The organism is Rathayibacter iranicus NCPPB 2253 = VKM Ac-1602 (assembly GCF_003149025.1).
Taxonomy (GTDB): Bacteria; Actinomycetota; Actinomycetes; order Actinomycetales; family Microbacteriaceae; genus Rathayibacter; species Rathayibacter iranicus.
Genome location: NZ_QGDV01000004.1, coordinates 137,823 through 157,417, shown reverse-complemented (window position 1 = coordinate 157,417; position 19,595 = coordinate 137,823). Strand labels below are relative to the sequence as shown.

Genomic DNA, 19,595 nt, shown 5'->3' with positions numbered 1-19,595 from the left:
CACGCCTTTCGTTCAGTGGTGCGCTCGTTGACTGGTGCGCTCAGTATCTTCTCGGCGCCACCCGAGCGCTACACGCACTCGCGATCTCGCGAGATCCCCGAGCGCGGACCAGATCGGCCGGAAGGGCGAGGCTTCTCGACCGCCACTCGCGATCTCGCGACATTTCGGGGGAGGGAGCGGGCGGGCGGGCGGATCAGAGGTCGGCGCGGGTGGGCGGGTTTGCGCCAGGGCGCGACGTCGTGATGCCGGCGACGTGCGCGGCGTGGTGGCCGATGGCGTGCAGGGCGGGACCGTCGAGGAGCGGCCCATTCGGCGCGCCGAGGCCCTGCCGGAAGGCCTCGTCGAGGAGAGCGCCCATCGCCGAGTCACCGGCACCGATCGTGTCGGCCACGACGATCCGGGCCGCGGGCACGCTCACCCGGGCTGCTGCGGAGGCGAGCAGGAGCCCGTCACCGCCGCGCGTCACCACGGAGAGCTGCGCGCCCAGGCCGAGCAGCCGCGTCAGTACCTCGTCGAGCTGCATCGTCGGGTACAGCCACTCCGCGTCCTCGTCGCTGAGCTTGACGATCTCGCAAGCGCTCGCGACGCGCTCGAAACGGGTAAGGGCCTCGGCATGCGTCCCCACGAGCGCGGGGCGGATGTTCGCATCGACGCTCGCCGTGATCCCGGCGGGCAACGCTTCGAGCAGCTCGAGCACCGCTGTGCCGCCCGGCTCGAGGAAGATCGCGATCGAACCGGTGTGTACATGGGCTACGCCAGACGGATCGGCCGCCGGCGGGTTCCAGGACAGGTCGAAGACGTAGCGCGCCGAGCCGTCCTCGGCGAGTACGGCGCGGGCAGTCGACGTGCGCTCGGCGTCCCCGTGCCGTACCTCCACTCCTGAGGACGCGAGGTGCTCGACGATGCGGCGACCGCGCTCGTCGTCCGCGATGTCGGTGACGAGGATGGCGGGGCGGCCGAGACGAGCGAGCGTCAGGGCGACGTTGGCGGGGGAGCCGCCGACGTGCTCGACGACACTGCCGTCGTGCTCGACGATGTCGATCAGCGCCTCGCCGATGACCAGAATGCGGGCTGCCGCGACGTCGCGGTTGTCGGAGGGGGACATGCGGCCATCATGCCGGGAGATGGGTGCCCTTCGCGACGCAGGAGCGTTCGTTCCCGAGGTCAGTTGGGCGTCAGAGCACTTTTCGCGCCACTTCCGCTCCTCTCAGCCTCGGTTACGCACGCCCGCCAGCACGGCGTCCACCGTGGTCACTTCGATCAGCGGCGCGTAGAGCGCCATGGCGTCGAGCGCCCGCCGGTGGTCGGCCTCGGAGGCGCCCGCGCATGCGTCCGCGACCACGCGCACCCGAACGCCCGCATCTGCCGCCGCCAGCGCGGTCGAGAGCACGCAGCAGTCGGTCGAGACGCCGGTCAGCACGACATCGCGCGAGTCATCCAACTCGGCGTCCAGGGCCGGGCCCCACTTGCCGAATGTCGTCGCGGTGATCGTGCGGTGACCCTCGAAGCCCGGCACCAGCTCGTACAGCCGGTCGCCCTCCGGCACGAGCGCGAACGGCCAGTCGCGGTAGTAGCGGATCCACGCGCCGCTCGGCTGCTCCGGCGCCACGAAGCGCGTGGTCACGGCGCGATCCCCGAACGCGGGGAGCAGGCGCCGCGTGCCGTCGGCCGCCCGGGTGAAGTCGCTGCACACCCAGGGTGAGCGAGCATCGGCGAAGACATGCTGCATGTCGATGGCGACGAGCAGGCTCACGTCGATGCCTCCTGACGCCGTACCGCCGGGCGCGACAGAGCGAGAGTGCCGACAACGCCGATCACCAACGCGACGAGGACGCCGAGGTTCGCCCCCGCCCAGTCGCCCTCGCGGCCGCCGATGGGGCCCAGGAGGTAGCCCTCCCACTCGAAGCCGGGCGAATAGTTCACGACTAGCCCCCAGCCGATCACGGATCCGACGAGCACGAGCGCGACAGGCGCCGCCGAGACGCTGCCGTAGCGGCCGCGGGAATCGTAGAGCGCCTCCTGGTCGTAGTCGCGGCGGCGGAGGAGGAGGTCGGCGAGAAACACTCCCAGCCAGGCCGCGATCGGCACGCCCAGCGTGATCAGGAAGCCCTGGAACGGGCCGAGGAAGTCACCTGCAATGAACACGACATAGATCGCTCCGAGCACCATCAGCACCCCGTCGATCCCGGCGGCGACCGGCCGCGAGACCTTCAGCCCTGTGCTGAGGAGCGCGAGCCCGGAGGAGTAGATGTCCATCACGGCGCCCCCGATCAGTCCGAGCAGCGCGACGACGATGAAGGGGAGCAAAAACCAGGTCGGCAGGATGCCGGCGAGCGCCCCGATCGGGTCGGTGGCAATCGCATCGGAGAGTTCCTGCGACGAGGCGGCCAGCAGCAGGCCGACGATCACGAGCACGACGGGAGCGACGGCGCCGCCGATCGTCGTCCAGGCCACGACTGAGCCCGTGCGTGCCGTCCGAGGCAGGTAGCGGGAGTAGTCGGCCGCAGCGTTCACCCAGCCCAGCCCGAAGCCGGTCATCATGAACACCAGGCCGCCGATGACGGCGGCAGTCGAGCCGGCGGGCAGGCTCCCGACGGCCGCGAGGTCGATCCGGTCGAGCACGAGCACGACGTACACGACGGTCAGGACGGCCGTGGCAACCGTGATCGCGAGCTGGAGCCGCATGATCAGGCGGAAGCCGGCGATCCCCGCGATCACGATGAGCGCGGCGACCACGATGAGCGCGACAACCTTAGTGAGCACGCCGCCGTCCCAGCCGAACTCCTCGAACACGGTCGCTGTCGCGAGCACGGCGAGGGAGGCGAGCACCGTCTCCCAGCCGACCGTGAGCAGCCACGAGATCACCGCGACTATCCGGTTGCCGTCGACGCCGAAGGCCGCGCGACTGAGCACCATCGTCGGCGCCGACCCGCGCTTGCCCGCGACCGCGACGAAGCCGCAGAAGAGGAAGGAGACGACGATCCCGATCGCGCCGACGAGCGTGGCTTGCCAGAAGGACAGGCCGAAGCCGAGCAGGAACGAGCCGTAGCTCAGTCCGAGCACCGACACGTTCGCGGCGAACCACGGCCAGAAGAGGTCGCGCGGTCGGCCGTGCCGTTCCGACTCCGTGATCGTGTCGAGGCCGTTGAGCTCGATACCGCCGGCGGGGCGGGTGCTCGGAAAATCGGGGGAGGTCATCGCGTCCTCGTTCTCACGGGTGCCGGCCCTGCGCCGGAGCTGGAACGAACCTACAGCGCACCGCGCTCGAACAGCAGCCGGAGGGTCTCGAGATCGTCGGCGACGCGAGCGCAGTCCTCGTCCCAGTCCTCCAGACTCACTCCCGGCCGCCGGCGCACGGTGAACGCGACCTCAGCCCCGTCGCCGTTCACGAGCACCCGAAGCGGATTGTCCACCACCGTCCCGTCCGGCAGTGTCACCTCGTGATCCGCCACACCGAACGGGTTCTGCGGAGCGAAGCGCACCTCCACCCGGCCCATCGGCGAGTCGGCGAACCAGCGTCCGTCCACCTCCTCGACGGCGGAGGAAGCGAGGCCCGCGGCCCAGCGTGGCAGGTTGGCGGGGTCGGAAACGAAGGCGTAGACCTCCGCGGCCGGGGCCTCGATCACGACGCCCACCGGGCGCGATTCTTGCAGTGTCATCCGTGCTCCCTCATCTGTAGTGCGTTATCCCGCTGCGGCGTTACTCTGCTCCGGCTCCTCGCCGAGGCTCGAGACACGCAGCGTCGTCCGCTCCAGCATGTCGTGGATGCTCATCGACTCCGAATTACCAGAATGTGCGCCGCGACGCGAGGAGGGCCCAGGTGCCTCTGTGAACCGCCAGAGTCCCCAGTACGTTGGAGCAGGAAGAGGTGGAGATGTCCGAGGATCAGGCCGAGATGCTGCGCGCGCTACACGACGAGCACGCGAGCGCGCTCTGGCGGTTCGTTCTGCGTCTGACGGGCGACCGGCAGATGGCCGAGGACGTCGTGCAGGAGGCGCTCCTGCGCGCGTGGAAGCATCCTGAAATTCTCGCCCAGGGGGAGGCGGCGGCCCGCTCCTGGCTCTACACCGTCGCCCGCAACATCGTGATCGATGACCGCCGCAGTGCCCGGTACGCCCGCGAGTTCGGCACCGACGAGGTCCCCGAGCGTCCCACCGCCGATCGCACCGACCAGGTCCTCGACGCCTGGCTGCTCTCCGATGCGCTGAGCGGCATCAGCGACGACCATCGTGCCGTGATCGTGCACGCCTACTACGGTGGCCGCTCGGTGACCGAGATCGCCGAACTGCTCCGGATCGCGCCGGGCACCGTCAAGTCGCGGATGCACTACGGGATGCGGGCACTCAAGCTCGCACTGCAGGAGCGAGGGGTGACCGAGCTGTGACGAACGATCCGCTCTCCGACGAGGCGCATGACGACTCCTTCCGCGACTGGGATGCCGCCTACCTGCTCGGCTCCCTCTCCGCGGCGGACCGTCGCGCCTTCGAGCTGCACCTGCGCGGCTGCCCCCCCTGCCGCGAGAGCCTGGCTGAGTTCGTTCCCCTGCCCGGTCTGCTCGCGCATCTTCCGCAGGGTGAGGCACTGCGTCTCCTCGAGGAGCCGGACGCGAGCACCGACGAGTCGGCCCCGCCCGCGCTCCTCGCCCGCCTCGCCGCCGCCGCCGAGTCGCTGCGCCGGCGCACGCGGGTCCGGGTCGCCGCCCTCGTCCTCGCCGCTGCGGGAGTCTCGGCGGCAACCGCCATCGCTCTCCCGCTGGCGGTTGCTCCGTCACTCACGCCGATCGAGACAGTCGGCTCGACGGTGTCGCTGGCTGCCGCGCCCGGCGTTCCGGTCGAGGCCTCGGTAGAGTTCGTGCCCCAGCAGTGGGGCACCCGGATCGACATGGACTGCAGTTGGGGCGCGACCGCTCAGCAATTCGCGGGCTCCACGGGCTACGTCCTCTACGTCACCGACACCTCGGGCGGCACCGAGGCGGTCGGCTCGTGGACCAGCGCGCCTGGCACCACGATGGAGCCGAGCCTGGCGACCGGTCTGCCGCTGTCCGAGATCGCGTCGGTCGAGGTGCGTCTGCAGGATTCGGACACAGTCGTACTTACCGGGCACCCCTGAGCGCGGACGGTTCCCAGGTGAGCGTTCGACGGACTGAGTAGCTTCTCAGTCATGACGATCGCGACTCTCGCCCTCGCCCCCGCCTCTCTGGCGACCTCCTCCTCCGGCAGCATCGACGAACTCTCCGGGCTCGTCGGCGTTGCCGCCCGAATCATCGCCGCGCTCGGCGAGCCGGGCGTCGGCCTGTTAACGCTGATCGAGACGGTTTTCCCGCCCATCCCGAGCGAGCTGGTTCTCCCGCTGGCCGGGTTTCTCGCGCAGCAGGGGCGGATGAATCTGGTGCTGGTCGTCGTCACCGCGACACTCGGCGCGTACCTCGGCGGGCTCATCCTCTACGGACTCGGCCACCGTATCGGCACCGAGCGCTCGATCCGGCTGCTCTCGAGGCTGCCGTTGGTCGACCGCGAGGACTTTGAGAAGGCGGTCGGCTGGTTCCGCCGTCACGGCACGTGGGCGGTGCTCGTCGGCCGGCTGATTCCAGGAGTCCGCAGCCTGATCTCGCTCCCGGCGGGCGCCGAGCGGATGAACCTGCTCCTGTTCTCAGGATTGACGATTCTCGGTTCCGGAGTCTGGAACGGCCTCCTGATCGGGCTCGGCGCGGCGCTTGGCACCCAGTACGAGCTCGTCGATGAGTACGCGGGCGTTCTCGATGCCGTCATCTACAGCGCGATCGGCGTGCTGGTGCTGGCGCTCGTCGTGCGCAGCGTCCGGAGGCACCGCGCCGCCGCGCGCACCGGTTCGCGGGGCTGACCCACTTCGCGCCGTGCCCGCAAGGTCCCGCGCCGGGGCACTCCGGTGCCCTACCGTCGGAGGGTCACTACTCCCCGACGCGAAGGAACGCCATGTCCGAGACCGCCGCGCCCATGATGTCCCGCACTGCCGTTGAGCGGGGCTGGATCATCGCCGTCTCGCTGATTGCGATCGGCCTCGGCGTGATCGCCGTTGTGATCCCGGGACCGACCCTGCTCACGGTCGCGATCGTCTTCGGCATCCATCTCATCGCCGCCGGTGTGTTCCGGCTGCTGCTGGCCTTCACCGCCTCACGCCTGGATGCCCGGGTGCGCTGGCTGGCGGGTCTGCTCGGCGCGCTCATCCTGGTTGCCGGCATCCTCTGCCTCTCGAACCCGTTCGGATCGTTGACCGTCCTTGGCCTCGTGATCGGCCTCGGCTGGATCCTTGATGGCATCTCGAGCATCGCCAGTGGCCGCACCGTGGCAGGTCCTGCCTGGCTGCCGATCGCGGCCGGCATCGCCTCGGTGATCGCCGGCGTGTTGACGATCATCATGCCCGTGCTCGCCCTCGCCTCCTTCGTCACCGTTGTTGCGATCCTCCTGATCGTCGTCGGCGTCTCCGGCCTGCTGCTGCTCCCCGGCCGCACGAAGCGGCCCGACGGCGCGAAGGCGTGAGCCGGACGGCCCAAAGCCAGACGTCCTGCGTCCAGTCCTAACAGGGTGTCGCGGAGGCGGGCCCCACGCTCGGCGCCTGTCAGCATCGTCTCCATGACCGATCCCGATCTCGTCCCCGAACTCCTTGTCGAGAACCTGGAGCGCAGCCTCGCCTTTTGGTGCGGTCCCTGCGGGTTCCGGATCCGCTACTCCCGACCCGAGGAGGGGTTCGCCTACCTGGTCCTCGGCACCGCGCACGTGATGCTTGAGCAAGCCGGGCTGGGCCGTCACTGGCTTGCCGGCGCGTTGGACCAGCCACTCGGGCGCGGGATGAACCTCCAGATCCACGTCGAGGACGCCGATCGCAGTGCGCTGGCGCTGGCGGAGGCGGGAGTCGTGCCCTTCTCGCCGCTCGAGACTCGCTGGTACCGCATCGGCGCGGAGGAGGCGGGTGTACGCCAGCTCGTCGTCGCCGATCCCGACGGATACCTTCTCCGCTTCCAGTCCTCGCTCGGCCGCCGCTCCGCCTGAGGCCCCACGAGGATCTGTCCACGCGACACCATCCGCTCGGCTCGCGACGTCATGCCAGCGGAGGACGCCGATGACAGCTCCGACTGCTTCGATCAAGGCATGACGCAGCACAGCACCACCGGCATCCTCGAGAAGCCTCGTATCGAAGATCCGAGCACCGATGTCCCGACCCCCTCCGGCATCGTCGCCCCCGACGCCGTGGTGCCGCTCGACCGCGACCCGCTGGTCCGGCCTGCAGACCTCGTCTCGGCGCTCACCGGAGTCGCCCTGTGCTTCTTCTCGCTGTTCGTCTTCGCCATTGCGCACTGGCAGTATTTCGGCCCCGACGTCGATGAGGTGAGCGTCCTCGGCTGGCTCGCGCCGCTCGTCGCAGGAATCATCTGTTTGCTGGTGGCCGTGGTCTCCGTCGCCGTCCGCGTCCGTGGTCGGCGCGGCGGGCGGGCGCACTCGTGAGCCTGGCTCTGGCAGGACCCGCCGCGCAGGTGGCCGAGCAGCTCCTCGCCCGCTCGGGCTGCCTCCGCCCCGAGCACCCGTGGGTGACGAGTGTTGACGCGGAGGTCGACTTCTCCGCTCTTGCCGAGCACGCGGGCGTCCTCGACCTCTCGGAGGAGGCGGTCGCTCGCGTCGCGCTCTCGCTCGCGACCGGCCGTCCCGTCGACCTGCGGTTCGCCTTCGGCCACCTCACTCGCGATCACGCCGAACTCGTCATGATTGCGGTCGCCGCTGCCGCCGGGCACGATCGGGTGAGTAGCCGGATCCACGTCGTCGGCGACGAGCGCCGTCTCGAGACCGTGCCGCCGCTAGCTGTCTGGCCCGAATGAGGGTGGCGCGACGCCCACCCGCGTCGCTACGGTCTTTCGGAGGCGCCCGGTTTAGGGTGTCCGTGTGCAACGAGTCGATGATTTCCCTGGAGCCGGACCGGTGGCGACCCCCCCCGAGTCCGGTGACCCGGGGGAGGCGACCGCTCACCGACTTCCTCCGACCCCCACGTCTCCCGTGCAGGTGACCAGCGGCGAGGCCGGTTACCAGGGCGGCAATGTGGCCGAGCCCGTGTGGCAGTCCTGGCGCGACGAGCTCGCAAAAGTGGGCGGTCCTTCGCCCCTGCTGCACTTCGTCGACTCGCCGCTCACGCGCATCGAACTCTCGACGACGCATCCCGGCGGATTGCCGCCGTTCATCTCGGGTAAGACCACGCTGCTCTCCTCGCTCATTCGCGACGAACTCGCTCTGCGCACGGCCAAGAGCGCCGCCGGCGCGATCACCGACAAGGGGATCGAGTTGCGCTCCGTCCGCGGCATTGAGGGCGTCCACCTCGCGATCGGCCTCGCTCAGTGGCGTGCCGGAGACACCGAGTTCACCGCTCCCGTCCTGCTGCGTCCCCTCGCGATCCGCCGCTATGGGCGCGATTTCGAACTCAAGCTCAAGGGGCAGCCCTACTTCAACCCGCAGCTCGCCCGTGCCCTCAGGCAGCAGTTCGGCATCACCATCGATCCGGAGCAGTTCGTCCAACTCGCGGTGCAGAACGGCGTCTTTAAGCCGCAACCGGTCATCGACCAGCTCCGCGGAATGACCTCCCACCTACCGTGGTTCGCCGTTCATCCGCGTCTCGTGGTGTCGAGCTTCGCCGATGTCGCGGGCGACATGCTCCGTGACGCCCGGATGCTCGAGCATCCCGTGCTCGACGCCGTGGCCGGCAACCCGGCTGCCAAGCGCGCGCTGCAGCAGTCGCAGAAGGTCGCGTCGATCATCCCGCAGGACGAGCGCCCGCCCGCGACCGACACTCTTCTGCTCGACGCCGACGCTGAGCAGGAGCAGGTCATCGCGAATATCGCGGCCGGCAACTCGCTCGTCGTCAAAACCCTGCCGGGCACCGGCGGCACGCAGACAGTCGTCAACGCGATCGGGGCGCTCGCTGCCCAGCACAAGCGCGTGCTCGTGGTGAGCGCACGCCGCTCGAGCCTCGACAGCATTCACCAGCGCCTGCTCTCCGCGGGCCTCAGCGGGGTCGCGGTCGGCCCGCGGACGCTCCGCCGCGACCTTATCCAGTCGATCGCCCGCAACGAGAAGGCCTCGCGCCCCTCCGTCAGCGAGATCGACGACGCACTCCTGCGCCTGCGCAAGGTGCTGCTCGACTACCGTGGCGCGCTCTCGCGCCGCGACGAGAACTTCGGAGTCTCGGCTCTGCAAGCCCTTGAGGAGCTGGCGCGCCTGTCGCAGTTGCGCACGCCTCCGTCGACTGCCGCCCGGCTCGACCGCCGCACCGTGAGCGCGCTCGCGCAGAGCAGACCGGAGGCGACGCGCATGCTCATCGAGTCGGCGCGCCTCGGCGAGTTCCGCTATGGGCCGGGCGACTCGCCCTGGTACGGCGCGCACTTCGACTCCACAGCCGACGCCGAGGTCGCGCACGAGCTGGCCAAGCGCCTGCACCTGCGTGACCTGCCGCGCCTGCTCGATCGGGCTCAGGACGTCATCGGGCAGACCCGGATGCGCCCGTTCGAATCCGTCGCCGAGCTCGGCATCTACCTGCGCCTGCTGCAGGACGTGCGCGAGACGCTGGACAAGTTCCAGCCGGCCGTGTTCGACCGCTCGATCCAGGACCTCATCATCGCCACCGCGCCGCGCCGCGAGGCCTCCGAGATGTCGGCGACGAACCGCCGTCGCCTGAAGAAGCTCGCACGGGAGTACCTCCGGCCCGGAGCGCACGTAACCGACCTCAACGCCTCACTTCGTCGTGTGCAGCAACAGCGGACGCTGTGGCAGCGCTACGCCGTCGCGGGGACGATCCCCGAGGTGCCGGTCGGTGTCGCGGATGTGAAGGTCGCGCACCAGCAGGTCACCGATGAGCTCAGCCGAGTCGACGAGCCGCTCGGCCGACGGGGCACCAACCTCCAGCTCGCCTCCCTGCCACTCGCCGAACTGGCCTCCATCATCTCGGGTCTCGCCGAGGACAGCGAGGTACTGGCGAATCTTCAGGAGCGCACGACCCTCCTGACCACCCTGCGCGACTGGGGCCTGGATCCGCTGCTTGCTGACCTCTCGCGACGCCACGTGCCGGCCGAGTTCGTCGCGGCCGAGATCGACCTCGCCTGGTGGCGCTCCGCGCTCGAGATCATGCTGGCCGACGAGCGCGCGCTGCTCGGCGGCAACACCGGCGTCCTCGACCGGCTCGAGGCTGACTTCAAGCTCGTTGATGAGGCACATGCGGCATCGAGCGCCGAGCTGTTGGCATGGAAGCTCTCGGAAACCTGGAAGATCGGTCTTGTCGACTGGCCGCAGGAGCGCGATGCGCTGAGGGAGCTACTCCGCACCGAGTCGACGACGCCTCAGGAGCTGCAGAAGGCGGCACCCCACCTCTCCCGCGTGCTCGCTCCGGCCTGGCTTGCCTCGCCCTACGAGGTGCACCGGATCGGCACTGAGACGACGTTCGATGCGGTCTTCCTCGTCGACGCAGGTGCGACCACGCTCGCCGAGAACGTCGGAGCGATCCGCCGGGCGAAGCAGGTCGTCGCGTTTGGCGATCCGGTGACGCAGACACCCACTCCGTTCGCCTTACGGGTTGACGAGACGCCCGAGTTCGGTGCCACCGCCTCACGGACCGACGTGGAGGCACTGCACGCGCAGTCCGCTCTCGCGCGACTCGGCGAGCTGCTGAACACGGTCACGCTCACCCGCAGCTACCGAGCGGGTGGCGAGGACCTCGCTGAGCTCGTGAACCGCCGCTTCTACGGCGGGCGTATCGACTCCCTCCCGTGGGCCGGCTCGTTCCTCGGTCATGACTCGCTCCGGTTCCACTACATCGCCAGCGGGCACGGCATGCCCGAGAACGACTCCGGAGCGGTCGAGTCAGTCGACGCCGAGGTCGCGAAGGTCGTCGAGCTGGTCCTCGAGCACGCCGTGATCCGGCCGCGGGAATCGCTGATGGTCATCACAGCCAGTCCGCGTCACGCGGTGAGGGTGCAACAGGCAGTGCTCACGGCGTTCGCCAAGCGGACGGACCTCAACGACTTCATCCTGGGTGATCGTCCCGAGCCGTTCGCGGTGGTCACGCTGGAGCAGTCGGTGGCGCAAAGCCGCGACCGTGTCATCTTCTCGATCGGCTACGGACGCACTCCGCACGGCCGTCTGCTCTCGAACTTCGGTGCCCTCGCCGAGCCCGGGGGAGAGCGACTGCTCGCCGTCGGGATGACCCGCGCGCGCCGCTCGATGGACATCGTCTCGTGCTTCCGCCCGGGCGACATCGACGAGTCGCGAATGCGCTACGGCATGGTGGCGCTGGCGCAGGTGCTTCAGGAGGCGGAGGACAGGGTCCAGCCGAGTGACCGCGATGACTACTCCGAGCCGATGCTGGTCGATCTGGCCGCGCGCCTCGAGCGCCGCGGTCTCCGGGTGAACATCGGCCATAAGGGCAAGCTGGCCCTGGTTGCGGCGCACGGGACGCGGGCGGCGGTGGTCGAGACCGACCGCGATGTGAGCACGCAGAGCCTGCGGGTCTCGTTGCGCTTGCGTCCGGAGCTGCTGCGGCGGCTCGGCTGGCATTACCTGCGGGTGCACAATTTCGAACTGTTTGCCGACCCGGAGGCGGTGGCCGCCCGCGTGGCCGGGCTGATTGGCGCGCCGACGACCGACGATGTGGCAGGGGACGCCACTGCGGTTGCCGCGCCGCCGGCGTCGGGTGCGACTCAGCCCGTCGAGCCGCTGCCGCGCGACTAACCGTGGCGTCCGATCCCGACGCGCCTGCGGGCGAGGACCGGCCGCTGCGGCGCACCCGCGGTGGTCGGCGCGCGTCCCTCCCCGCGAAGCCCGGCACCGACCCGTCCCCGCATGCGGCACCCGCAGATGTGTCCGGGCTTGCGGCCACTCCTGACACCGGTCCGAACGACGCCCGACTCCGCCAGGATGTTCCCCCGCACTACTGACGCGTCGCGAGATTGCGTGCTGCGGACGAGATCTCTTGCCTCGGCAGGGTTTTTCGTCCATTGACCCGCATCTCGCGAAATTTCGCGAGATGCGGGTCAGTCGGAGGGGGCGCGGGCGAGGAGGTTGCGGATGTCGGCCAGGAGTTCGAGCTCTGTGGGTGCCTTGGCGTCGTCGGCGGCCTTCTGAGCGAAGGCGGCGTTCTTCAGGTGATTGATCGGCAGGACGAAGGCGAAGTACAGGACGAACGCGACGATAGCGAACTGGATCAGCGCCGAAAGGACGCTGCCCCAGGCGATGACGGAGGGTTCCCGACCATCGCTGCCGGGGCGGATCGTCCAGGTAAGGCTTTCGAGCGACGAAGCGTCGAAGATCACGCCGATCAGCGGATTGAAGACTCCCGTGACGATCGCGTTGACAATCGACGTGAACGCCGCGCCGATGACGACGGCAACAGCAAGGTCGATGACATTGCCGCGGAGGATGAACTCTTTGAAGCCGTTGATCATGTCGTTCCGTTTCTGCGGGCGGGCGGAGGTGCTGCGGTCAGCTCCCCGAGGAGGGGGACGCGGAGGAGCCCGAGGACGAAGAGCCCGACCCGGAGGAGCCCGAGCCTTTCGATCCGGAGCCGTTCGATCCCGCGCCTTTCGATCCGGAGCCGTTCGACGCGGACGATCCCGACCCGGACGACTCGGAGCCGCCCGATCCAGACCCCGACGCTGGCGAACCGGACGTGGCGGGTGCCGCCGCGCCTGTCGAGCCCTCGCCCGACGTGCCGCCAGATCGCGAGTCAGTGCGATAGAACCCTGAGCCGTTGAACGTCACACCGACCGCGCTGAACACCTTGCGCAGTGCTCCTTGGCAGCTCGGGCACTCCGTGAGGCTGTCGTCGGTGAACTTCTGCTGGATGTCAAAAGCGTTGCCGCACTGTGTACAGCGGTAGGAATACGTGGGCACAGGAGGCTCCTCGAGGGCGGGTAGGGAAGAGGGAACAGGTCAGTGGCGCAGGTCGACGATGCCGGACGGCGTGACGACCCCATCGACGGCCTGGTCGTGGACTTCGCTCGGCACCTGGTCGACGAACTCGCTGTCGAAGACGACGGCGTAGACGGGTGGGCATTTCTCCATTGAGCCGAGGGTCTTGTCGAAGTAGCCGCGACCCCAGCCCATCCGCATGCCCTGCCGGTCGACAGTTGCTGCTGGGACGACGATGAGGTCGACGTCGTTGATCGCGATCGGTCCGAGCAGCTGCCCGACGGGCTCGGGCATCCCGAACAGCCCCTGCGTCTCGGTGTGCCCGTCGCCGACGGCCCAGTCGAGTAGGCCGTCCTGACGCGAAATGGGGAAGAGGACTCGGATGCCCCGGCTCTCGGCCCAGCCCAGGAACGGGCGGGTGCTTGGCTCCTCCGGTGCGGAGAGGTAGCAGGCGAGCGAGCGGGCGCCGATCCGCGTGGCGAGCTCGATCAAGTGAGCAGTGATCTGCTCGGACGCCTGCTCACGCGTTGTCGACGTCTGCGTACGGCGTCGCTCGCGCAGTTCGGCGCGTAGGGCGCGCTTCTCGTGCGAGATGTCGGCAGGCATACATTCAGTCTAGAACCGGCGGGATCAAGCGGGTCTCGCCACCCCTGCTGCTCGGGAGCGAGCGGTCCGATCAGGAGAGCTGTGTGCTGCGTGCAAGAGGCGTGAAACTCGGGCGACTTCGGCCGCCGCTATGATGACGCCCCATGGGCACTCGAATCCGCAAAGCCGTCATCCCCGCCGCCGGTCTCGGCACCCGCTTCTTGCCGGCGACCAAGGCCATCCCCAAGGAAATGCTGCCGGTCGTCGATAAGCCGGCGATCCAGTACGTCGTCGAGGAGGCGGCAGACGCCGGTCTCCAGGACGTCCTCGTCATCATCGGGCGCAACAAGAACGCGCTTGCGAACCACTTCGATTCGGTGCCCGAGCTCGAGCAGAACCTGTCCAAGAAGAAGGACGACAAGAAGCTCGAGCACGTCAAGTACGCCAGCGACCTTGCCGACGTGCACTTCGTTCGCCAGGGCGAGCCCAAGGGCCTCGGCCACGCTGTCTCGCGCGCGCAACGCCATGTCGGCGACGAGCCTTTCGCCGTGTTGCTTGGCGATGACCTCATCGACGCTCGCGATCCGCTTCTCTCACGCATGATCGAGGTGGCGGAGGCACGCGACACAACGGTCGTCGCGCTGCTTGAAGTCGACCCCGACCAGATCCACCTCTACGGCTGCGCTGCGGTCGAGGCGACCGATGAGGACGACGTGGTGCGCGTCACCGGTCTCGTCGAGAAGCCGTCCAAGGAGGACGCGCCCTCCAACCTCGCGATCATCGGCCGCTACGTCCTCAAGCCCGACGTCTTTGGAGTGCTCGATGACACGGCTCCCGGGAAGGGCGGCGAGATTCAGCTGACCGACGCCCTCGAGCGAATGGCGCAGGACCCGGCTGAGTTCGGCGGCGTGTACGGTGTCGTGTTCCGTGGACGCCGTTACGACACCGGCGACAAGCTCGACTACATCAAGGCGATCGTCCAGCTCGCCTCCGACCGCGAGGACCTCGGCACCGACCTCAAGCCCTGGCTCAAAGACTTCGTCGCCACCCTCTAACCCCCCTCTCCCGCCCCCCTCCCTTGCTTTCTCGCGAAATGTCGCGAGATGCCTCCGAACGGACGAGATCGCCCGCCGCGGCAGGAGATTTCGTCCGTTCCGGCATATCTCGCGACCGTTGGAGCGGCGACGAGTCCAGCCCCTTCCCGGAGAGTGGCAGAGCAGTAGGGTCGCATCATGCCGCTGCCGATCCCGACACTCTCCGAGGGTCGTGTCACCGTTCGCCCCATTCGCGTGCGCGATGCCCGCCCGCTGGAGCGCGAGCTGATCGCTAACCGCGCCTGGCTGCGTCAATGGGAGGCCTCGGATCCCCGCGGCGGCGCTGCCTTCGATGTCCGCGCCAGCATTCGTTCACTCCAGCAGAACGCCCGCTCAGGGGGAGGAATCCCCTTCCTCATCGAGTGGAACGGCGAACTCGCCGGACAGCTCAATATCTCGAACATCGGCTACGGCTCGCTGTCCTCCGGCTCGATCGGGTACTGGGTGGCGGAGCGCTTCGCTGGGCGCAGCATCACCCCCCTGGCCGTTGCCCTCGCCACCGATCACGCCTTCCTCGATGTCGGTCTGCACCGCATCGAGATCTGCATCCGCCCCGAGAATCGACCGAGCCTGCGCGTGGTCGAGAAGCTCGGCTTTCGCTACGAAGGCCTGCGCCGTCGCTTTATCCATATCAACGGCGATTGGCGCGACCATTTCTGCTTCGCGCTGGTGTCGGAGGAGGTGCCGCGCGGTGTCCTCCGCCGCTTTCTCGATGGCCAGGTGCCGCAGGACACCGGCGTCCCGAGCGATGCCGACCTGCGCGCTTCGCATCGATCAGGGCTTTCTGGACCTCCCGACGGTGCCGGCGTCCCCCCGACAGGGAGCCGTCTCATCCGCGATCCGTACGGACACACCTACCCGTAATGACGGACGGGAGTGCCCTGTACTCCTAGCGTTGGTCGCATGAGTAGCGACTGGCTAGGTGGGGGCGTCGTCTGGGCGCTCGCCGCCGTCCTGTGGGTCGCTTATCTGATCCCCACATGGATGCGCCGTCGGTCGTACAACGCGACCGAGCGCAACGCGGTGAGGCTGCAGCAGACGCTGCGGATCCTCGCCGAGACCGCGGAAGTGCCCGAGCACGTGCGTGCGGAGGCGACGGCCCGCGAGGTCGCGCTACAGCAGCGCCGGCTCCGGGTGACCGAGACACAACGACGAGCCGAAGAGAAGGCACAGGCCATGGAGCTGGCACAGGCGGAGAAGGCGGCGCGCGAGGCGCTGCGACGGGCAACCGCGAGCGCACGGCGGAGCGCGCGGACGGGACCCTCGATCCTGCACTGGCGGCAGGGGGCCGCGCTGACCGTTTTGGTCGGCCTGGTTGCCGCGCTAGTGGGGCTCGTGATGCTGCCGTTCGGCGGTGCAGGGGTGGTGCCGCTTGTCGGGGTCCTCTTGTTCGCGGCGGGCCTCGGCACGCTGATCCTGTTGGCACCCGGGCGCCGAAGGGCCGTCGCTCCGGCCGCAGTCGAGACGACGACCGCCGCAACCGAGCGGCGCCGTGCTGAGGTCTTCGAGGCGGAGCTCGCGGAAGAGGAGGCTGAGTCAGCAGTTGACGAAGATGCTGCCGACGAACGCGCGAGTTGGACGCCACAGCCGCTTCCGAAGCCGCTGTATCTTTCTCGCGGAACGGTCGCGGCCTCCGCGATGGCGTCAATCGATGCGGTTGAGCGACTTCGGTCGGCGGCAGCGGAGGCAGAACTTGCGCAGCGTGCGGCTGCTGCCGAGGCCACTCCACTGCGCGTCCCGCGCGCCGCCCCGGCTCCTGACGTTCCTCGGCCCTCGTCCCGATTCGCTGCGATGGGCGTTGTGGACGGGGTCGACGCGATCGATCTCGACCAGGCGCTCCAGCGACGGCGCGGGGCCTGACGCGCGTCCGGGGCGGCAGTTCGTCCGTGATACTGTGGGGGAGTTGTTCGTGCCGATGACGGTGCGAAGGCACGGGTCCGTGGCGCAGTTGGTAGCGCGCTTCGTTCGCAATGAAGAGGTCAGGGGTTCGAATCCCCTCGGATCCACCACAGTGTTCTTATTCACTACTCTCGTAAGCAAGCGTGCCAAAGTATTTTCGGCACCAGACCTGCTTTCATGAGGGGGTCTTTTGTGTTTCTGACGTGTCGCCTGCGGCTTGTCGGCGCGTGCGTATGAGCATGGCGAAGAGGGCGAGTTCGTGGCCGTGACGAATGGATATCTTATGGTTTCGCCGTTGCGAGCGTCTTCGGCGTGAACGGGCCTCCCTGAGTGAGGACGGCCCGCTCACATGACCAGCTCTGACGACTAGTTCTTGACTGCCGTTATCGTCCACGTCGCGGTGTCAGGGCTCACGGCGTCAGCTCCTTTGCTTGTCCCGGGCGCACTCTGAGCGTCACCGCACGCCACAGAAACATTCGGGCTGTACTCGCTCGCCATCTGCGGTGTCGGTGTATAACCGAGGGGGAAGTCGACCCGGACGTCTGCCTGCGACATGAAGGTCGCAGGGCCGTCAGAGCACGGCCTCGCTCCGACGGCGGATCCGCTGCTGACGTTGAAGCTATCGAACGTCTGGGATGCGACTGTGTTGTTGACCACTTGCCGAATGGACGTCGTGATGTAAATCTCCTTCACTGTTGCAGTGCACGCCACCCGGCCTTGAGCGCTGATCGTCCCGTTCACGAGCCCGGACTGATGTGGGTATTCCAGAGTGACGGTGCACCTGATTCGGTCTTCTCCGGGCCCTGGTGCGGCTTCCGCGACCGTTGCTCCCGAGATGATCAGGCAGAGCGATATCCCGATGACGGTCATCGCCCGTTCGATTGTGTGAACCTTCATTTTGTCGAATCTCCTTGATTGAAGGTGAAAAAATTGGAAGAAGAACGACGTCCGATGCAAGTGTCTCGAGAGCTTCCTAGCAGGTTTTCTGAGAGACGCTCTCACTATTGAATCCGACGACACCGGGAGACTATGCGCAGAGAGCTGCGAAGGCAGGTCGTCTTAAGAGGGGACACTTCGGGGTACAAAGAGGCGGAATGCCTGACGAAAAACAAGGGTGCCCCGTTCGGGTGTGCCCATCTTGAGGCATAGGTCCTGACAGCATGATCGGACATGCCGCGGACCGAATGTCTATCGACCGCTTCAGACGCTGACGTCGATTCGCGCAAGGCTTCTCTTTTGTCCGATCCGTCGTGGCTCGTCGTCGCCGGGACGGGCGGCTTGTACTCGACGTTGCGATGTCAGCGCGTCGGTGTGTTCCCTGATCCGCACACCCTGATCGCGTCGGTTGGCGGCGGCGTGCGCGGGCTCTGGGCACGGATAACCAGCTTCGCGAGGCATCGTCCCTCTCGTGACGTGCGATGGGTCCGATTACCCCCGAACGAGTGAATCCGACCATTCTGTGGCATCGCTGGCTAGCGTGGGAGCGACACCGGGGGAGGGGTCGCCGGCTGAGCAGCGTGCCTAGATGTATTCGCAGAGTAGACCGATACCTGGGCGGACGTGCTGCACTGCTGTCCCTTTCGCGGCGATCATCACCTTTGGAACGGGAGAGAATGTTCGCGAGCAGCAACGACCAGATGACGGATCCGAGTGCCCTCTACTACCCGGTATCAGCTCGAAAGATGGTGCGGGGCGAAGGGGTCTTCCTCTTCGACGATGAGGGTAACGCTTACCTCGACTGCGCGTCGGCGACGTTCAATCTGAGTCTCGGCTACTCACATCCTGTTGTTGTGGCTGCGATCAAGGAGCAGGCGGATCAGCTGATCCACGTCTCGAGCGGTTTCCAGACAGATCCAATCAATCGTCTCTCGCGGCGACTCGTTGACCTCGCTCCAGCGAGGATCGCGAAGGCTCACTTGAAGGTAGGTGGCGGCTCGGAAGCCAATGAGGGTGCCGTCAAAATGGCGCAGAGGGCGACAGGGAAGCGTGACGTGATGACGCTCTTCCGCGCACACTCGGGTCAAACCATGATGATGACCAGCATGTCGGGCAATGCTTTCAGGCGCGAACCGTTTCAGACGTTGTTCCACAACTCCCTCCAGGTCCCCGACCCTTACTGCCATCGTTGCTTCTACGGCCACTCCCGAGACACATGTGGCATGCTCTGCACCGATCGGCTGTACGACTTCGTGGAGTACGCGAGCAGCGGAAGCATCGCGGCGTTCATCGTCGAACCGATCTCCGGAAACGGTGGCAATATCATTCCGCCCGAGGGCTATTTCGATCATCTGCGCACATTCTGCAATGAGTTGGGTATCAAGCTAATTCTCGACGAGGTTCAGACCGGAATTGGCCGCACGGGCCGCATGTTCGCGGCGGAGCATTTCGGTGTCGAGCCCGATGCGATGACGCTGGCGAAGGGTCTGGGCGGATCAGGAGCGCAGGTCGCGGCGATCCTGACCAGCGACGAGCTGGCCGGCTTGCCCGCGGATCAGCACTCGTTTACCTACGGGTCGAACGTGCTTGCTGCGGCGGCGGCGAATGCGACACTCGACGTTATCGACGACGAGGAGTTCCTCGCTCACGTGCGGGCGACCGGCGACCGGATTCTTGGCCGCCTGCAGGAAATGAAGAAGACGTATGCGGTGATCGACGATGTCCGCGGTGTCGGTCTCATGATCGGTGTGGAGATCGCCAAAGCGGACGGCACACCCAGCGTCGAACTCACCAATGAGCTCGCACGGAAGGCCATGGATTTCGGACTGATTATCCGCACCTCGCGCTATGGCCGCGGCAATGTCCTGAAGATCCGGCCACCTCTGATCCTCACTCTGGAGCAGGCCGACGACCTCTGCGACCGCTTCGAGCAGCTTCTCTCGGCGCACGCGATTTCCTGACCCCGGCGGCGCTGGCGCGTGGAGAAGCGGGCGATTGCCAACGCCGTTGGCAGGTCAGCTCGGAATTGGCGCGTTGTGATCCCACATCGCGCCTGGGCTCCCCCGTCTGGGTTTCACCGCGTCGGAGCCGTCCTCCGCCGAACCGCCGGGGCAGAAAGCCGAACTTACGCTCGGCCTTCTTAGCCCTTGGGGCATGAATGTTCACT

At 67.6% G+C, this 19,595-nt stretch carries 21 protein-coding genes and 1 tRNA gene; 14 read left to right on the top strand and 8 right to left on the bottom strand.

The window, feature by feature from the left end; all coding sequences use genetic code 11:
• Positions 1-193: 193 nt before the first annotated feature.
• The 4 genes from B0H03_RS06630 to B0H03_RS06615 form a co-directional block, all read right to left on the bottom strand.
• Positions 194-1,105 (bottom strand): carbohydrate kinase family protein, encoded by a 912-nt coding sequence (locus B0H03_RS06630; RefSeq protein ID WP_104354003.1) that lies wholly within the window; start codon positions 1,103-1,105, stop codon positions 194-196.
• Between the two features lie 102 nt (positions 1,106-1,207).
• Positions 1,208-1,753, bottom strand: coding sequence for a cysteine hydrolase family protein (locus tag B0H03_RS06625; protein WP_241560428.1), 546 nt, complete (start codon positions 1,751-1,753; stop codon positions 1,208-1,210).
• Positions 1,750-3,198 (bottom strand): purine-cytosine permease family protein, encoded by a 1,449-nt coding sequence (locus tag B0H03_RS06620; protein WP_104265032.1) that lies wholly within the window; start codon positions 3,196-3,198, stop codon positions 1,750-1,752. The genes B0H03_RS06625 and B0H03_RS06620 overlap by 4 nt, the downstream gene beginning before the upstream one ends.
• Positions 3,199-3,248: 50 nt before the next feature.
• On the bottom strand, positions 3,249-3,659 hold the full coding sequence (locus B0H03_RS06615) for an SRPBCC family protein (protein ID WP_104265031.1): 411 nt from the start codon (positions 3,657-3,659) through the stop codon (positions 3,249-3,251).
• Positions 3,660-3,874: 215 nt separating this feature from the next.
• Between B0H03_RS06615 and B0H03_RS06610 the strand changes: the two genes are divergently transcribed.
• From B0H03_RS06610 to B0H03_RS16880, 9 genes are all read left to right on the top strand, one after another.
• Entirely contained in the window at positions 3,875-4,384 is a 510-nt protein-coding gene (locus B0H03_RS06610) for a sigma-70 family RNA polymerase sigma factor (protein ID WP_104265030.1), read from the top strand.
• Entirely contained in the window at positions 4,381-5,109 is a 729-nt protein-coding gene (locus B0H03_RS06605) for an anti-sigma factor family protein (protein WP_104265029.1), read from the top strand. The genes B0H03_RS06610 and B0H03_RS06605 overlap by 4 nt, the downstream gene beginning before the upstream one ends.
• A 51-nt stretch (positions 5,110-5,160) precedes the next feature.
• Positions 5,161-5,859: a DedA family protein gene (locus tag B0H03_RS06600; RefSeq protein WP_104265028.1), complete on the top strand. Its 699-nt coding sequence runs from the start codon at positions 5,161-5,163 to the stop codon at positions 5,857-5,859.
• Between the two features lie 92 nt (positions 5,860-5,951).
• Positions 5,952-6,515, top strand: a complete 564-nt coding sequence (locus B0H03_RS06595) for an HdeD family acid-resistance protein (protein WP_104265027.1) — start codon at positions 5,952-5,954, stop codon at positions 6,513-6,515.
• Between the two features lie 93 nt (positions 6,516-6,608).
• Positions 6,609-7,025 carry a bleomycin resistance protein gene (locus B0H03_RS06590; protein WP_104265026.1) on the top strand — a complete coding sequence of 139 codons (417 nt, stop codon included), beginning with the start codon at positions 6,609-6,611 and terminating at the stop codon, positions 7,023-7,025.
• Between the two features lie 99 nt (positions 7,026-7,124).
• Positions 7,125-7,478 carry a hypothetical protein gene (locus B0H03_RS06585; RefSeq protein ID WP_127843953.1) on the top strand — a complete coding sequence of 118 codons (354 nt, stop codon included), beginning with the start codon at positions 7,125-7,127 and terminating at the stop codon, positions 7,476-7,478.
• Entirely contained in the window at positions 7,475-7,846 is a 372-nt protein-coding gene (locus B0H03_RS06580) for a hypothetical protein (RefSeq protein WP_127843952.1), read from the top strand. Before B0H03_RS06585 ends, B0H03_RS06580 begins: the two co-directional genes overlap by 4 nt.
• Before the next feature lie 100 nt (positions 7,847-7,946).
• Complete coding sequence (locus tag B0H03_RS06575) at positions 7,947-11,735, top strand: DEAD/DEAH box helicase (RefSeq protein ID WP_419956897.1); 3,789 nt, start codon at positions 7,947-7,949, stop codon at positions 11,733-11,735.
• 2 nt (positions 11,736-11,737) lie between these two features.
• Positions 11,738-11,941 (top strand): hypothetical protein, encoded by a 204-nt coding sequence (locus B0H03_RS16880; protein WP_104265023.1) that lies wholly within the window; start codon positions 11,738-11,740, stop codon positions 11,939-11,941.
• 96 nt (positions 11,942-12,037) lie between these two features.
• On the opposite strand, the gene mscL is transcribed toward B0H03_RS16880, so the two are convergent.
• The 3 genes from mscL to B0H03_RS06555 are packed head-to-tail and all read right to left on the bottom strand — an operon-like array spanning position 12,038 to position 13,520.
• A complete protein-coding gene (gene mscL, locus B0H03_RS06565; protein ID WP_104265035.1) occupies positions 12,038-12,445 on the bottom strand; it encodes a large conductance mechanosensitive channel protein MscL in 408 nt (135 codons plus the stop codon).
• 40 nt (positions 12,446-12,485) lie between these two features.
• Positions 12,486-12,896 (bottom strand): FmdB family zinc ribbon protein, encoded by a 411-nt coding sequence (locus B0H03_RS06560; RefSeq protein ID WP_104265022.1) that lies wholly within the window; start codon positions 12,894-12,896, stop codon positions 12,486-12,488.
• A 39-nt stretch (positions 12,897-12,935) separates the two neighbouring features.
• On the bottom strand, positions 12,936-13,520 hold the full coding sequence (locus tag B0H03_RS06555) for a 5-formyltetrahydrofolate cyclo-ligase (RefSeq protein ID WP_104265021.1): 585 nt from the start codon (positions 13,518-13,520) through the stop codon (positions 12,936-12,938).
• A gap of 143 nt (positions 13,521-13,663) precedes the next feature.
• Here B0H03_RS06555 and galU point away from each other — a divergent pair, with 143 nt between their 5' ends.
• From galU to B0H03_RS06535, 4 genes are all read left to right on the top strand, one after another.
• Positions 13,664-14,554: a UTP--glucose-1-phosphate uridylyltransferase GalU gene (galU, locus tag B0H03_RS06550; protein WP_104265020.1), complete on the top strand. Its 891-nt coding sequence runs from the start codon at positions 13,664-13,666 to the stop codon at positions 14,552-14,554.
• A 177-nt stretch (positions 14,555-14,731) separates the two neighbouring features.
• Positions 14,732-15,457, top strand: a complete 726-nt coding sequence (locus tag B0H03_RS06545; protein WP_104265019.1) for a GNAT family N-acetyltransferase — start codon at positions 14,732-14,734, stop codon at positions 15,455-15,457.
• Between the two features lie 39 nt (positions 15,458-15,496).
• Positions 15,497-16,453 carry an AAA family ATPase gene (locus B0H03_RS06540; RefSeq protein ID WP_104265018.1) on the top strand — a complete coding sequence of 319 codons (957 nt, stop codon included), beginning with the start codon at positions 15,497-15,499 and terminating at the stop codon, positions 16,451-16,453.
• Between the two features lie 73 nt (positions 16,454-16,526).
• Positions 16,527-16,602, top strand: a tRNA-Ala gene (locus tag B0H03_RS06535).
• Between the two features lie 256 nt (positions 16,603-16,858).
• Here B0H03_RS06535 and B0H03_RS06530 read toward each other — a convergent pair.
• The gene (locus B0H03_RS06530) at positions 16,859-17,389 is read right to left on the bottom strand and encodes a hypothetical protein (protein ID WP_104265017.1); all 531 of its coding nucleotides are present in this window, start codon (positions 17,387-17,389) and stop codon (positions 16,859-16,861) included.
• Between the two features lie 716 nt (positions 17,390-18,105).
• Between B0H03_RS06530 and B0H03_RS06525 the strand changes: the two genes are divergently transcribed.
• Entirely contained in the window at positions 18,106-19,389 is a 1,284-nt protein-coding gene (locus B0H03_RS06525) for an aspartate aminotransferase family protein (protein WP_202129946.1), read from the top strand.
• Positions 19,390-19,595: the final 206 nt, after the last annotated feature.

Bases quoted from the DNA above. Each gene is read 5' to 3' on its own strand.
- B0H03_RS06545 (WP_104265019.1), top strand. From the start codon at position 14,732: ATGCCGCTGCCGATCCCGACACTCTCCGAGGGTCGTGTCACCGTTCGC.
- B0H03_RS06610 (WP_104265030.1), top strand. From the start codon at position 3,875: ATGTCCGAGGATCAGGCCGAGATGCTGCGCGCGCTACACGACGAGCAC.
- B0H03_RS06595 (WP_104265027.1), top strand. From the start codon at position 5,952: ATGTCCGAGACCGCCGCGCCCATGATGTCCCGCACTGCCGTTGAGCGG.
- B0H03_RS06620 (WP_104265032.1), bottom strand. From the start codon at position 3,198: ATGACCTCCCCCGATTTTCCGAGCACCCGCCCCGCCGGCGGTATCGAG.
- galU (WP_104265020.1), top strand. From the start codon at position 13,664: ATGGGCACTCGAATCCGCAAAGCCGTCATCCCCGCCGCCGGTCTCGGC.
- B0H03_RS06585 (WP_127843953.1), top strand. From the start codon at position 7,125: ATGACGCAGCACAGCACCACCGGCATCCTCGAGAAGCCTCGTATCGAA.
- B0H03_RS06555 (WP_104265021.1), bottom strand. From the start codon at position 13,520: ATGCCTGCCGACATCTCGCACGAGAAGCGCGCCCTACGCGCCGAACTG.
- B0H03_RS06630 (WP_104354003.1), bottom strand. From the start codon at position 1,105: ATGTCCCCCTCCGACAACCGCGACGTCGCGGCAGCCCGCATTCTGGTC.
- B0H03_RS06615 (WP_104265031.1), bottom strand. From the start codon at position 3,659: ATGACACTGCAAGAATCGCGCCCGGTGGGCGTCGTGATCGAGGCCCCG.
- B0H03_RS06530 (WP_104265017.1), bottom strand. From the start codon at position 17,389: ATGAAGGTTCACACAATCGAACGGGCGATGACCGTCATCGGGATATCG.
- B0H03_RS06590 (WP_104265026.1), top strand. From the start codon at position 6,609: ATGACCGATCCCGATCTCGTCCCCGAACTCCTTGTCGAGAACCTGGAG.
- B0H03_RS06600 (WP_104265028.1), top strand. From the start codon at position 5,161: ATGACGATCGCGACTCTCGCCCTCGCCCCCGCCTCTCTGGCGACCTCC.
- B0H03_RS06540 (WP_104265018.1), top strand. From the start codon at position 15,497: ATGAGTAGCGACTGGCTAGGTGGGGGCGTCGTCTGGGCGCTCGCCGCC.
- B0H03_RS06525 (WP_202129946.1), top strand. From the start codon at position 18,106: ATGTTCGCGAGCAGCAACGACCAGATGACGGATCCGAGTGCCCTCTAC.